This is a genomic window from Thiorhodovibrio litoralis (assembly GCF_033954455.1).
GTDB classification, from domain to species: domain Bacteria; phylum Pseudomonadota; class Gammaproteobacteria; order Chromatiales; family Chromatiaceae; genus Thiorhodovibrio; species Thiorhodovibrio litoralis.
The window spans coordinates 778,691-792,156 of record NZ_CP121473.1 but is presented as its reverse complement, the minus strand read 5'-3'; the positions used below and the strand labels follow the sequence as shown (position 1 = coordinate 792,156).

10 protein-coding genes are annotated in these 13,466 nt (G+C 63.0%); 6 read left to right on the top strand and 4 right to left on the bottom strand.

Annotated elements, in window-relative coordinates:
• Positions 1 to 167: 167 nt before the first annotated feature.
• Positions 168 to 434, bottom strand: a complete 267-nt coding sequence (gene rpsT / locus Thiosp_RS03615; RefSeq protein WP_201065943.1) for a 30S ribosomal protein S20 — start codon at positions 432 to 434, stop codon at positions 168 to 170.
• 97 nt (positions 435 to 531) lie between these two features.
• Here rpsT and murJ point away from each other — a divergent pair, with 97 nt between their 5' ends.
• The 6 genes from murJ (at position 532) to Thiosp_RS03585 (ending at position 8,632) form a co-directional block, all read left to right on the top strand.
• Complete coding sequence (murJ, locus tag Thiosp_RS03610; RefSeq protein ID WP_242518479.1) at positions 532 to 2,127, top strand: murein biosynthesis integral membrane protein MurJ; 1,596 nt, start codon at positions 532 to 534, stop codon at positions 2,125 to 2,127.
• A 138-nt stretch (positions 2,128 to 2,265) separates the two neighbouring features.
• A complete protein-coding gene (gene ribF / locus Thiosp_RS03605) occupies positions 2,266 to 3,216 on the top strand; it encodes a bifunctional riboflavin kinase/FAD synthetase (RefSeq protein ID WP_201065945.1) in 951 nt (316 codons plus the stop codon).
• Positions 3,217 to 3,313: 97 nt separating this feature from the next.
• Complete coding sequence (gene ileS / locus Thiosp_RS03600) at positions 3,314 to 6,121, top strand: isoleucine--tRNA ligase (protein ID WP_242518492.1); 2,808 nt, start codon at positions 3,314 to 3,316, stop codon at positions 6,119 to 6,121.
• Complete coding sequence (lspA, locus tag Thiosp_RS03595) at positions 6,121 to 6,618, top strand: signal peptidase II (protein WP_242518480.1); 498 nt, start codon at positions 6,121 to 6,123, stop codon at positions 6,616 to 6,618. The genes ileS and lspA overlap by 1 nt, the downstream gene beginning before the upstream one ends.
• Positions 6,619 to 6,668: 50 nt before the next feature.
• The gene (gene rimK / locus Thiosp_RS03590) at positions 6,669 to 7,574 is read left to right on the top strand and encodes a 30S ribosomal protein S6--L-glutamate ligase (protein WP_201065947.1); all 906 of its coding nucleotides are present in this window, start codon (positions 6,669 to 6,671) and stop codon (positions 7,572 to 7,574) included.
• Positions 7,575 to 7,600: 26 nt separating this feature from the next.
• Positions 7,601 to 8,632 (top strand): succinylglutamate desuccinylase/aspartoacylase family protein, encoded by a 1,032-nt coding sequence (locus Thiosp_RS03585; protein ID WP_407702785.1) that lies wholly within the window; start codon positions 7,601 to 7,603, stop codon positions 8,630 to 8,632.
• Positions 8,633 to 8,716: 84 nt separating this feature from the next.
• Here Thiosp_RS03585 and Thiosp_RS03580 read toward each other — a convergent pair whose 3' ends face one another.
• The 3 genes from Thiosp_RS03580 to hemN all read right to left on the bottom strand — a co-directional run bounded on the left by Thiosp_RS03580 (position 8,717) and on the right by hemN (position 13,053).
• Positions 8,717 to 10,807: a PAS domain S-box protein gene (locus Thiosp_RS03580; RefSeq protein WP_201065949.1), complete on the bottom strand. Its 2,091-nt coding sequence runs from the start codon at positions 10,805 to 10,807 to the stop codon at positions 8,717 to 8,719.
• 42 nt (positions 10,808 to 10,849) lie between these two features.
• Complete coding sequence (bchJ, locus tag Thiosp_RS03575) at positions 10,850 to 11,596, bottom strand: bacteriochlorophyll 4-vinyl reductase (protein WP_323696822.1); 747 nt, start codon at positions 11,594 to 11,596, stop codon at positions 10,850 to 10,852.
• A 92-nt stretch (positions 11,597 to 11,688) separates the two neighbouring features.
• Positions 11,689 to 13,053, bottom strand: coding sequence for an oxygen-independent coproporphyrinogen III oxidase (hemN, locus tag Thiosp_RS03570; protein WP_201065951.1), 1,365 nt, complete (start codon positions 13,051 to 13,053; stop codon positions 11,689 to 11,691).
• Positions 13,054 to 13,466 lie beyond the last annotated feature (413 nt).

Sequence of the window (13,466 nt, the reverse complement as noted above, 5' to 3'; positions counted from 1 at the left end):
TCGGCTGATAATCAATCGCACTTACGGCTGATTTTAGCCTCTCAGTGCGCTCGGCTATTTGCGCTTTGCTTCTTTAAGTCAGGCCTTGGGCCATGTTGAGCGCAGGCCAGAGCCCTTATTGGGCTCAGTCTTTGAGCCTTGTTAGCCAAGCACTTAGGCCTTTGGCATCAGGACGCCATGGCGCGCAGTCTGGCGTTGAGACGGCTTTTGTGGCGCGCGGCCTTGTTGTCGTGAATCAGGCCCTTGTTGGCCGCGCGATCAATGATTGGCACCGCGGACTGATAGGCGGCGGTGGCCGCGTCCTTGTCGCCGGCGCCGATAGCTTTGAGCACCTTTTTGAGCGCGGTGCGGAACTGGCTGCGCTGCGCGGCACTGCGCTGACGATGTGTTTCGGCCTGACGGGCGCGCTTGCGGGCTTGAGCGGAGTTAGCCAAGGGAGTCCTCTCTCGTCGTCTGTAGATAAAGAATAAAGCGGTTAGAAATTCGATCAGGTTAGTCGATCAATGCTAATGTGACAGCGCAGCCCTGTCAATGCGTAATGACGCAAAATCCAATGCACAAACAGCCATGACGCTACCCGAAACCTCCGCTTCGCTCGCCCGGCCAGTTGCCAGCATTGGCGGCGGCACCCTGGCATCGCGGCTGCTGGGCTTTGTGCGGGACATGCTGATTGCGCGACTCTTCGGCGCCAATCAGGCGACGGATGCATTCTTCGTTGCTTTCCGCATCCCAAATCTGATGCGGCGGCTGTTCGCGGAGGGCGCCTTTGCCGCCACCCTGGTGCCGGTGCTGACGCGCGCTGGCAACGGAGATAGCCAGGACCAGCGCACGCGCGAGCTGATCAGCGAATTCTCAGGCTCCCTGAGCGCCCTGCTGCTCGTGCTGACGCTGCTGGGACTGCTTGCAGCCCCCGTTCTGGTCTTTCTGCTGGCACCTGGCTTCAGCCCAGAGACGTCCCAGCATGAGCTCGCCACCGCGCTGGTGCGCCTGACATTGCCCTATTTATTTTTTGTTGGACTCACCGCCTTCGCCGGTGCCGTCCTTAACCGCTTCGAGCATTTTGCCATTCCCGCTTTCACCCCGGCACTGCTCAACCTGTCGCTGATCGGCTGTGCGCTGCTGCTGGCACCCCGGCTCGAGCAGCCGGTTTTCGCCCTGGCCCTTGGTGTGCTGATCGGCGGGGTCGCGCAACTGGCCCTGCAGCTGGCGGCGCTGGCGCGCATCGGACTGCTGGTGGTTCCGCGTGTGAACCTGCAAAACCCAGAGCTCAAACGCCTGCTCGCCGCCCTCGGCCCAACGCTAGTCGGCATGTCGATCACCCAGATCAATCTCCTGCTCGACACCCTGCTTGCGTCCTTTCTGGTCGCTGGCAGTATTTCCTGGCTTTACTACGCCGAGCGCCTGATGGATTTTCCACTTGGCATTCTGGGCGCAGCGCTGGGCACGGCCATTTTGCCGCGACTTGCCCGCACGCATCACGACGGCAACACCGCTGCTTTCAACACCACCCTCGACTGGGGACTGCGTTGGATGCTGCTGCTTGGTCTGCCGGCGACGGCGGGGCTACTGATCCTGGCCGAACCCATGATCGTCACGCTCTTTCTGTCAGAGCGATTCAACCCAACGGATGTCGCTCAGGCCAGCCAGGCGCTGATGGCCTATGCGCTGGGGTTGCCATTTTTCATGGCTCATAAGGTCATAGCGCCAGGCTTTTTCAGCCGGGAACAGCTGCGCACACCGCTTCGCATCGGCCTGATCACCATCGCGACCAACCTGCTGCTCAGCCTGTTGCTGATGGGACCGCTCGGCCATACCGGCCTCGCCCTGGGGACATCCATCGCCGCCGCGCTGGGAGCAGGGCTGCTGCTGCGCGTGCTCTTGGCCGAGGATGGCACGCAGCTGTCCTCTGGCTGGCTGGCACTGCTCGCCCGGGTCATGCTGAGCACAGCCGTGATGGCATTGTTAATCGCCTTTCTCGCGGCGCACGTCGGCTGGTCAGAAGCACCAGCACTCCAGCGGCCCTTCCTCATGACCGGCGTCATTCTCAGCGGGGTTCTGGTCTACCTGATCACCCTGTTGGCACTCGGCCTGCGGTTGCGCCATCTGCAACCCGCGCACGGGGAATGAAACGCCCAGGGTCTGCTGCTCACGGCTGAACTCGATGCCGACGCAATACTGCTCAAGGCCGACAGCAGTGATAAGATTTGATTCGGAACCATCTGCCATAACCCTCGCTTTCTCGGACCTCAGTCAACGACCCGTCCCATGCGCCTGATTCGCGGCCTTCACAACCTGCACGCCTCCGACCGGGCCTGTGTCGCAACCATTGGTAACTTCGATGGCGTGCATCTCGGGCATCGGGCGGTCTTCCGGCAGCTGATTGATCTTGCGCGCGCGCATCAGGCTGTGGCGACAGTGATCACCTTCGAGCCGCAGCCGATGGAGTTCTTCGCACCGGCTCAGGCGCCGGCGCGGCTGACGCGGCTGCGCGAGAAGGCGCGCATCATGGCCGAGGATGGCATCGGGCAGCTGGTGGTGCTGCGTTTCGATCAGCATCTGGCCGCGCTCGATCCAGAAAGCTTTGTCACGCGCCTGCTGGTTGAAGGGCTTGGCGTGCGCTATCTGCTGGTCGGGGATGATTTCCGTTTCGGGCACAAGCGCGCGGGTGATTTTCAGTTGTTGCGCGAGTGCGGCGAACGCTTTGGCTTTGAGGTTGCAAACCTGCCAACGGTGCACGACGGTCAGGAGCGCATCAGCAGCACCCGGGTGCGCGCGGCGCTGGCGGACGCTGACCTGGCACTTGCGCAGCGCTTGCTCGGCCGGCCATTCTATCTCCATGGGCGGGTGGCACATGGAGACCAGCGCGGTCGCACGCTTGGCTTCCCGACCGCGAATTTGCATCTTCACCGTCATTCAACACCTGTTTCAGGGGTCTATGCGGTGCGCGTTCATGGGCTTGGGCCGGTCGCTCGTCCCGCAGTGGCCAATGTGGGCTCGCGCCCGACTGTTGCCGGAACCGACAGCCGCCTGGAAGTGCATCTGTTCGACTTCGATCAGGACATCTATGGCGCCCATCTGCGGGTGGAGTTCTGCGCCTGGTTGCGGCATGAGCAGAAGTTCCCGTCGCTCGCGGCGCTGCAGGAGCAGATCGCACGCGACAGCGCGGCGGCTCGGGAGTTTTTCGCAACCTCGCCGGCGCCAAGCCCGACTCTTTAGATTTTGGAATTTTCTTTGTTTTAAGGACAGCAATCTCGTGACTCAGTCCGACACCGACTATAAAAACACCCTGAACCTCCCCAAGACTGGCTTCCCAATGAAGGCGAATCTGGCCCAACGCGAGCCGGAGATGCTCAAGCGTTGGGAGCAGAGCGATGTCTATGGCCAAATTCGCGCGGCGCGCGCCGGTGCGGAGCAGTTCATCCTGCACGATGGCCCGCCCTATGCGAACGGCGCCATTCACATCGGCCATGCGGTCAACAAGATTCTCAAGGACATCATCGTCAAGTCGCGCAGCCTCGACGGACTGGACGCGCCCTATGTGCCGGGTTGGGACTGCCACGGGCTGCCAATCGAGTTGCAGGTGGAAAAGAAGAAGGGCAAGCCCGGTCAGCGCATCACCCCGACCCAGTTCCGCGACGCCTGCCGCGACTACGCGGCACGCCAGGTGGAATGCCAGCGCGAGGACTTCAAGCGTCTCGGGGTTCTCGGCGACTGGGCCAACCCCTATCTGACCATGGCCCCTGCCTTTGAGGCCGAGATCGTGCGCTCGCTTGGACGCATCATCAATGCCGGGCACTTGCACAAGGGCGCTAAGCCTGTGCACTGGTGCATCGACTGCGGCTCGGCCCTGGCCGAGGCCGAGGTGGAATACGCGGATAAGGAATCCATCGCCATCGACGTGCGCTTCAAGGTGCTGGAAGAAGAAGCCCTGTTCGCGCGCTGCCATTCGGTACCCGATGGGCACGGCGAGGGGCCGATGTCGGTCGTGATCTGGACCACCACGCCCTGGACGCTGCCTGCCAATCAGGCGGTCGCATTGAACCCGGAGCTGGAGTACGCCCTGGTGCAGGTGGAGGATGGCCCCGCGGGCAGCAATGGCGGGCATGAGCGCCTGCTGGTGGCGGACGGCCTGATTCGGGACACCATGGACCGCTGGAATATCAACCATTACCGGGTCATCGCCTATGCGCGCGGAGATGCCTTTGAGGGGCTAAAGCTCGCACATCCCTTCTACGAGCGTGAGGTGCCGGTGATTCTCGGCGAGCATGTCACGCTCGAGGCCGGCACCGGCGCCGTGCATACCGCGCCCGGTCATGGTCTGGAAGATTATCTGGTCGGCAACCGCTACAAGCTGCGAGTGGATAATCCTGTCGGTGGTGATGGGCGCTTCCTTCCCGGCACGCCAATGCTGGCCGGTGAGAACGTCTTCGACGCCAATGAACAGGTGGTCGAGATCCTCAAGGCGCGCGGCGCCCTGCTGCGCGCGGCGCGCTTCAGCCACAGCTATCCGCATTGCTGGCGGCACAAGACGCCGATCATCTTCCGCGCCACGCCGCAGTGGTTCATCGGCATGGGTCAGTCCAAAGCCCACCCCGCCCTGCGCGATGCGGCCCTGGCTGCCATCGAGCAGGTGCGCTGGCTGCCGGATTGGGGTCAGTCGCGCATTCACGGCATGGTGGCCAATCGGCCGGACTGGTGCGTCTCGCGCCAGCGCACCTGGGGCGTGCCCATCGCGCTACTCATCCACAAACAGACCGGCGATCTTCATCCGCGCACGGCGGAGTTGATTGAGCAGGTGGCACAGCGTATCGAGCAGGGCGGCATCAATGCCTGGTTCGAGCTGCAGCCGGCCGATCTGCTACCAGCCGACGAAGCAGCAAACTACAACAAGGTGACGGACACCCTGGATGTCTGGTTCGACTCAGGCGTCACCCATGCCTGCGTGCTCGAGCAGCGTGCCGGTCTGCGCGCACCGGCCGATCTGTATCTTGAGGGCTCCGACCAGCATCGCGGCTGGTTTCAGTCCTCACTGCTGACCTCGGTCGCCATGCACGGGCGCGCGCCCTATAAAACAGTGCTGACCCACGGCTTCACCGTCGATCAGGACGGGCGCAAGATGTCCAAATCGCTTGGCAATGTGGTCAGCCCGCAGCAGGTGGTGAAGACGCTCGGCGCCGATATCATTCGCCTGTGGGTGGCGGCGACCGACTACCGCGCCGAGATGGGCGTTTCCGATGAGATCCTCAAGCGCACCGCCGATGCCTATCGGCGCATTCGCAACACCGCGCGCTTTCTGCTGGCCAATCTGCATGGCTTCGACCCTGAGCGGGATCTGGTCGCGCCGGCGGAGATGATCGCGCTTGACCGCTGGGCCGTCGCGCGCGCCCAGGCGCTGCAGCAAGAGATCATCGGCGCCTATCAGGACTATCAGTTCCACCTGATCTATCACCGACTGCACAATTTCTGCGTGGTCGACATGGGCGGCTTTTATCTGGATGTCATCAAAGACCGCCAGTACACCACCCAGAAAGACAGCCTGGCGCGCCGCTCCTGCCAGAGCGCCATGTATCACATCATTGAGGCTATGAGCCGCTGGCTCGCGCCCATTCTGAGCTTCACCGCCGAGGAGATCTGGCAGCACGTCCCCGGGCCGCGCGAGCCGAGCGTCTTCACCGCGCTCTGGTACGACCAGCTGTTCGCGCTCGATGCAACCGATCCGCTCGACCTCAATGCCTGGGGCCAGTTGCTCGAATGCCGCGCGGCCGTCGGCAAGGCGTTAGAAGCCGCGCGCCAATCCGGCACCATTGGCGCCGCGCTGGACGCGGAGATTGTGCTCTACGCCGAACCCGCACTGGCTGAACTGCTCAAGCGCCTGGGCTCGGAGCTGCGCTTTGTATTTATCACCTCCGCCGCCCGGGTGGAGAACCTTGAACAGGCCCCCACCGAAGCCAGCGAAGTGACCGCTGGACTGCGCGTGCTAGTGCGCCCAAGCCCGCACCCGAAATGCGTGCGTTGCTGGCACCATTGCGCGGATGTCGGCACCCATGATGAGCATCCGCTACTTTGCGGGCGTTGTGTCGAGAATGTCGCCGGCGGCGGCGAGACGCGGCAGTTTGCCTGATGCAGATGACCACGCCCGAAGGAATTGCCTACCGCGCCCGCTGGCTGTGGCTAACGGCTACAGTAATCCTGCTCGATCAGCTGACCAAATGGCTGGCCGAGCGCCTGCTGCCGCTGCACGAGCCGGTCGCGCTGATGCCGATGCTGAATCTGACCCTGATGCACAACGAGGGCGCCGCCTTCAGTCTGCTGGCCGATGCCGGTGGCTGGCAGCGCTGGCTGTTCGCCGCCTTTGCGCTGCTGGTCACCATCGTGCTGGTTGTCTGGCTGCTGCGGCTCGATGCGCGCGAGCGCATGACAGCTGCGGCACTGGCCTTGCTGATCGGCGGCGCCGTCGGCAATTTGATTGACCGGCTGCGCACCGGACGGGTGGTGGATTTCATCGATGTCTATTATGGTGACTGGCATTGGCCCGCGTTCAACATCGCCGACAGCGCCATCACCATTGGCGTCGCGCTGCTGCTGATCGAGACCCTGCGCGCGGGAAAAGACGTTTGAAATCAACCGTTGTGATTTCGAACTACCACTGAAAAGCTCAGGTTCATCCTATGAAAATTGCCATTCTCTCCCGCAACGCTGGCCTCTATTCGACCCGACGCATCCTGGAGGCTGCCCGCGAGCGCGGTCACGAGGCCCGGGTCGTCGACGTGCTGCGCTGCTACATGAACATCACCTCCCATGCCCCGTCCATCCACTACAAGGGCGAGTCCCTGACGGGTTTCGATGCGGTCATTCCGCGCATCGGCGCCTCAGTGACCTTCTACGGTACCGCCGTGCTGCGCCAGTTCGAGATGATGAACGTCTATCCGCTGAACGAATCCGTCGCCATCACGCGCTCGCGCGACAAACTGCGCTCGCTTCAGTTGCTGTCGCGCAAGGGGATCGGGCTGCCGGTCACCGGCTTTGCGCATGCACCTGACGATGTTCAGGATCTGATCAAAATGGTCGGCGGCGCACCGCTGGTGATCAAACTGCTGGAAGGCACCCAGGGCATCGGTGTGGTACTGGCCGAAACCGCGCAGGCTGCCGAAAGCGTGATCGAAGCCTTCATGGGACTGCGGGTCAATATTTTGGTGCAGGAGTACATCAAGGAATCGCGCGGAACTGACATCCGCTGCTTCGTGATCGGCGACAAGGTGGTCGCGGCCATGAAACGCCAGGGCAAGGAGGGCGAATTCCGTTCCAATCTGCACCGCGGTGGCACCGCAAACCTTATCCGCATCACGCCGGAGGAACGCTCGACTGCGGTACGCGCCGCGCGCGTCCTGGGGCTGAATGTTGCCGGGGTGGATATCCTGCGCTCCAATCACGGCCCACTGGTCATGGAGGTCAACTCCTCACCTGGACTCGAAGGCATTGAGGCGGCCACCAACAAAGACATTGCCGGCATGATCATCGACTTTCTGGTCAAGGACGCCACCGCCGGCAAGACGCGCACCCGCGGCAAGGGCTGAGGACAGCAGGGACACAGGTTCCTTTGATCCAAAAACCGCTCCAGATTGCAGAACAGCATATCGCCCCTGGCCGCCGCACCCGGGTCGACATTCCGCTGCCCAGCCTCTTTACCCAGAACCGGGTCATCCTGCCTGTGCATGTGGTTCATGGCCGGCTGCCAGGACCGAGACTGTTTATCACCGCCGCCATTCACGGCGATGAGATCAACGGGCTTGAGATCATCCGCCGTCTGCTCGCGACCTCGGTTCTGCGCAATATGCGCGGCACCCTGCTCGCCGTTCCCGTGGTCAATGCTTACGGTTTTGTGCGATTGTCGCGTTACCTGCCTGACCGGCGCGATCTCAATCGGAGTTTTCCCGGCTCCGAAAGTGGCTCCCTGGCTGCTCGCCTCGCGACCACCCTGATGCAAGAGGTCGTGCGCGACAGCGATCTCGGCATCGACCTGCACACCGGCGCGGCCCATCGCGAGAATCTGCCACAGATTCGCGCCGCGCTTGATGATTTCGGCATGCTCGAGCTGGCCAGTGCCTTTGGCACACCGGTGCTGATCAATGCCGAGGTGCGCGACGGCTCGCTGCGTGGCGAATCCGCCGCGCTCGGCGTGCCGGTGATGGTCTACGAAGGTGGTGAGGCGCTGCGCTTCAATGAGTTCGCCATCCGCGCCGGACTGCGCGGGATTCTGGCGGTGATGCGATATCTCGGGATGGTGCGCGGTGGCCGTCGCTCCGCCACGCATTCGCCGGCCGTCGCCCGCTCGACCCTGTGGGCGCGCGCCGGGCAAAGCGGCGTGCTGCGTCAGGTCAAAACGCTCGGCTCGCGGGTCACCAAGGGCGCGCATCTGGCCACCATCGCCGACCCCTTCGGCGACACCGACACACCGGTGCCCGCCCCCTCGGGAGGCATCATCATCGGTCGCACCAACCTCCCGCTGGTCACCGAGGGCGAGGCGCTGTTTCATATCGCCCGCTTTGAGCAGACCGCAGCGGCGGCTGAGTCGGTGGAACGGTTTCAGAATCTACTCGAGCCGCCAGACGATCTGTTCGTCGATTCGGTCTGACCGGCACGCTACCAGCCCACCGTAGACATCAAAACCCTGTGATTCAGTGTAAGAAGCGGCCACAGCGGCGCGAGCGAATGGTTCTCACACAGTCTCGCGCAGACAATCGAGCAGCGCCTCGCTGACATCAGCCTTGCTCAGCGCATGTGCCGCGCCGGCATCAAGCATTTCCTCAATCCAGCTCGGGTCGTTCTGCACCGACAGACCAATGACCCGAACCTGACTCCAGCGCGCGCGAATGACACGGGTCGCCCCGGGCCCATCAAGCTCCGGCATGGAAAAGTCAATAACCACCGCGTCGGGCTGGTGGCGCTGCACCAGCTCGATCGCCTCGAATCCATCCGCTGCCTCCCCCACCACCCGCATGTCCGGCTCGTCGCTGATCAGACTCGCCAGCGCCTGACGGACCATGACATGGTCGTCTGCCAGCAAAACACGAATCATCTTTTTCGCTGCCGGCGCCGGGCGCAAGTTTGATTCGCTCCCATCGGTAAGAGCGGACTGGCTGCCCGACGTTTTGTTCTTGCTGCCCTCGCTCAGGGGCACCCGCAGCGCGATCCTGGTGCCGCGTATCTCGGCTCCGCTGACAATCTGCAGGGTGCCGCCAAGCAGGGTCAGACGCTCGCGAATGGCCATCAGACCCAGCCCAGTGCCCTGATCGAGCGCGTTGCTGTTCGGGTCCAGACCGCGCCCGGCGTCGTCCACCAGCACCAGGACTTGCTCGCCCTGCTCGATATCCAGGACCACTGTCGCCTCGCTTGTCCCCGCGTGCTTGACGACATTGAGCAGCAACTCACGCACCGACTCAAACAGCAGGATGCGCAACTCCTCGGGCTCGAGCCACAGATCACGCACCACCTGCAGATGCACCCGCAGCCCATGTCGCGTCTGACTGGTCTGCGCCAGCCAGGCCAGGGCGGCACCGAAGCTGCTCTGATGCAGCAGCGGCGGATTGAGATCGGCGTTTAATGTGCGACCGGTAGAGATGGCCTGCTCGATCAGCGCTTTTGCCTGAGCCAGACCATCCTGCCCTGCAAGGGCCGGGTTGGCGTCGAGCTTCGCGAGCTGGAACTTAACCGCCACCATGTCCTGTTGCAGATGATCGTGCAGCAGCCGACTGATGCGCAGACGCTCTTGCTGCTCGCTCAGGGTGAGCTGCAGCGTCAAGCGCGCGAGCCGTTCGGCGCGCTCGCGCAGCTGCTCACCCGACTTGCGCACCTCGGCCTCCGCCCGGCGGCGTTCACTGATGTCCTGCATCGCCCCGACAAAGCCAAGCACCTTGCCAGTGCTGCCGCGATGCGGCGCCACGGATACTTGCATCCAGCGCCACTCACCATCGCCGCGGCGGACGCGGCATTCGGTCTCAAAACCACTGAAATCAGCCACCGACTCTTTCAGCCGGCCTTGAAAGACTTCCAGGTCTTCACGATGGAACACCCGCGGCCACAGATCCCGCAGCGGAGCCGAAGAATCGGACGCCAGCGCGAAAAAGCGGCGGAATACCGCGTTGGCAAACTCCAGCTCGCCGTGCTGATTTGCCACCCAGAGAATCAGCGGCACGCCATCGGCCATGATGCGAAAACGCCGCTCGCTCTCGCGCATGGCCTCGAGCACGCGCTGCTTCTCCAGTGCCAGCTCTACCTGATCGCGCGCCCGCTTCAGCGCCGAAATATCTCGCCCGGTGACGGCGGCCCCGACCACACGGCCGGTTTTGTCACGGTAGGGCCGATAGGTCATCGACATGAAGAAATGCGCGCCGGGCTGCAATTCGAACCAGGCATCATAGGAGACGGTTTCGCCGTCGAAGCAGCGCTCGAGCCGCGGCTTGACGTGCTGCCTGAACACATCATCGCCGAGGGTATCAGCCACCGTCGCCCCCATGATTGCGGCGCGTGGCTTGCCGATGAACCGCTCGTAAGTCATGTTGACGTAAAGGTAGACAAAATTGGTGTCCACCAGGGATACCGAATCTGCCACCGTAGCCAGGATGGACTCGAGTTGCCGGAGGTTCCGATCAACCGGCTCGGACTGGGGCTCAGGCTGGAGCTGGGTTTGGGGGGCTTCGGTGGCTAGCGTAGCCAGACGGCGCTCGCGCCACTGCCGGCGAAGGAGGTACGCCCCCAGCGCGCAGCCCAGCACGAGGCCCGTCAGCAGCGAAGCAAGGATGGACAGCATGCAGAGCGCGGCTTGGCACCGCGAGAGAGAAGCACGAGAAGCTCAGCGCCCCCAGTCGATCTGGAACTCACAGGCCGCAGCACCCAGCGCCTGGCACTGGGTTTCGTGTACGCGCGCCCGCGGGCTGACCAGGATTTGGCACAGGCGTTCGAAGGAGCCGGCGTAGAAGTCGCAAACCGGCACGGTGGCGGTCGCGCCGCGGCAGATCGGACACTGGGCAATGGACACCCGCACCGGCCGCCCCATGGTGAATGCATACTGACCACTGCCGACAAAGGTCCAAGCGTTGTTGGCCACGGCCTTTAGCAACATGCGGCAAGCCGGCCCCGGCGGCAGCAATTTCAGCAGGCGCTGAGCGGGCTTGGGGATACGATGCGCGAGCAAATAATCGCCGGTGCGACGGCCGGCATCGCGCGACACGGCAGATGCGATCTCTTGCGGAAGCGCGGCGCGCAATGCCTGCTGCAGGGCGATGACTTCGGACTCCGGCACCATTTCCGAAGGGGGATGATTGAGGTAATGCTCTAGGCCCGCATCGGCAAAAATCTTCGCGCCGATCCCGGTGAGTTCAAACCCTGGAGTTGTTCCACAAGATGCCAGAGCGCTGCCTTCAGACCGGTCGCTCCCGGCCCCACTCAGCTTGGAGGATGACTCTCTGGGATTCAGACCAAGCCCGGCAAGGGTGTTCTCTTCAAGGGCAGTCAGAGCCTCACCAACACGGATGATGGCATTGGGGCCAATACGCGCGACCTCTGCGGCGTCAGCTTCCTGTCCTTGCTCGTGCTCCACCTCGTTATGGCGGTGGTCAAGACCAGGGTTGGGCCCGGGGATAGGCTGGGGGTTAGGCTCGGTGTTCCGCCCAGCGTTGTGCCCAGTATGGCTCAAAGGGTTCTCGCAAAATGCCAGCGCGCGCGGTCCCAAGCATAGTAGGCCTCATGCTCGGTGCACAGATGCCGCAGCAGGTAGCGACCGGTGGGCGTGATCCGCAGGCGGTCATCAGCCACATCGACCAGGCCATCGCTTGCATAGGCTGCCAGGCGCCGGTATTCGTCGTCGAAGCAGCCCTCGGCCAGTTCCAGCGGCAGCTCGAGATTACAGATCAGGTGACCGATGGCCTCGCGCCGGCGCAGGTCGGCAGGATTGAGCAGATGCCCGCGCGCGATCGGCAGCTCGCTGCGTTCGATCATGGCCTCCCAGGTTGGCAGGTTCGGCTCGTTCTGCACGCAATGACCATGGACCTCGCCAGCCGCGCCGGTACCGAGACCAATGGTATTGTCCGCTCGCATACTGGTGTAGCCGATGCAGTTACGCGAAAGCCGCCCCTCGTCCTGGGCAATGGCCAAATCATCGGTATCGAGCACGAAGGTATCCAGCCCAACCCAGACATAGCCGGCGGCCAGGAACGTCTTGACCGCCTGCTCGAACAGTCGTTGGCGGTCCATGTCGTCAGGGAGCCGATGGACGTCGATGGCATGCTGGTGAATGGCCAGACTGGTCCCGCGCGAGTAGCCGAAGCAGGACACCCGGTCGGGTGCCATCTCGATCACGGCGTCCAGGGTGGCTTGAAAGCTCTCGGCGGTCTGCTCCGGCAGGCCGTAGATGAGATCGAAACCGATGGAATCGAAGCCGATCTCGCGCGCCATCCAGTAGACATCGCGCACCAGATCAATCGATTGAATGCGGCCGATGGAGCGCTGCACGCGCGGTTCGAGATCCTGAACACCGAAGGTCACACGGCGAAAGCCCAGCGCGTGCAACAACTCGAGCTGGCCGGCAGAGGTACGCCGCGGGTCGCATTCAATCGAGGCATCGGTCTCTGGCAGAATGCGGAAGCGGCTGTCGACCAACTCCACCAGACGGGTCAGTTGGGCGTCGTTGAGATAGTTTGGCGTACCGCCCGCGACATGCAGCTGCAATACCTCGCGCCCCGCCGCCATGGCGTCCGCCACCATCTCCACCTCGCGCTCGAGAGCGTCCAGATACCCGTCGATGCGCTGACTGTTGTGCGTAACCGTCGTATTGCAGCCGCAGTACAGACAGCGCCCGGGACAGAAAGGGATGTGCAGATAGAGCGCCAGGGTCTCATCCGGATGCCGGCCAATTTCGCCGAGCGCCCGGCGGTAATCTTCCCCGGTGAAGCCATCGGCCCAGGCATCCGCTGCTGGCGCTGGCATGCCAGGGCGGTCGAAACGGCTAAATCGCGTCAGCAGTTCCGGCGAGATATCGATCGGCATCATGCTTGTCATCAGACGGCAACCTCGGAGCGGTTCAGCGGCAGTTTGGTGCACGCAAAGCAAAGAACTTCCGGCCAGGTACCTCGATCGGGGAGAGCGCACCGCCCATGGCGGCGCTCCAGTCCCGTCCTAGCGAAAAGCGCGAGAATGGGCCGCGTGAAAAAGCGACTTGAATGGAAGAGAAAACAGGGAAGGGAAAAGCGCGGCATCAGCGCCCAAACCCGAGTGACCACGGGCTTACGGGCACAGGATAAGAATTCTGCGTGGCGTCTTTTAGTTGCCAAGTGGTTCGTAACGTGAACCGGCAGAATACGCATACGGCGTCCTCCGGGGCTTCTCCAAAGGCGGCAAGGCCACACAGAATAAGTCAGCCATTGGCCAGTGACACTGACCCAGCTCAATGACAAAGCGATTTTCTAAGCTTA